The sequence below is a fragment of the Marinomonas sp. ABL3_031 genome (genome assembly GCF_056161265.1).
Window position 1 is genome coordinate 1 of sequence record NZ_JBSWYU010000058.1, and the last position, 238, is coordinate 238.

The following is a 238-nucleotide window of genomic DNA, read 5'->3' on the forward strand; positions in this document are numbered from 1 at the left end:
TGGTGGGTGTGGAGAGGTTCGAACTCCCGACATTCGCCTTGTAAGGGCGACGCTCTCCCAACTGAGCTACACACCCGCTTCATGTGGAGTTATTAACTCCCGGTATCTATGCACCTTGTCAGGACATAATCCCAACTGAGCTACACACCCATCATTGTTTTACATCTTGAGGAAAGATGGCGGAACGGACGGGACTCGAACCCGCGACCCCCTGCGTGACAGGCAGGTATTCTAACCA

1 tRNA gene is annotated in these 238 nt (G+C 53.4%); it reads right to left on the minus strand.

The features are described 5' to 3' along the window. Positions 1-76, minus strand: a tRNA-Val gene (locus ACXAH2_RS17230). Positions 77-238: the final 162 nt, after the last annotated feature.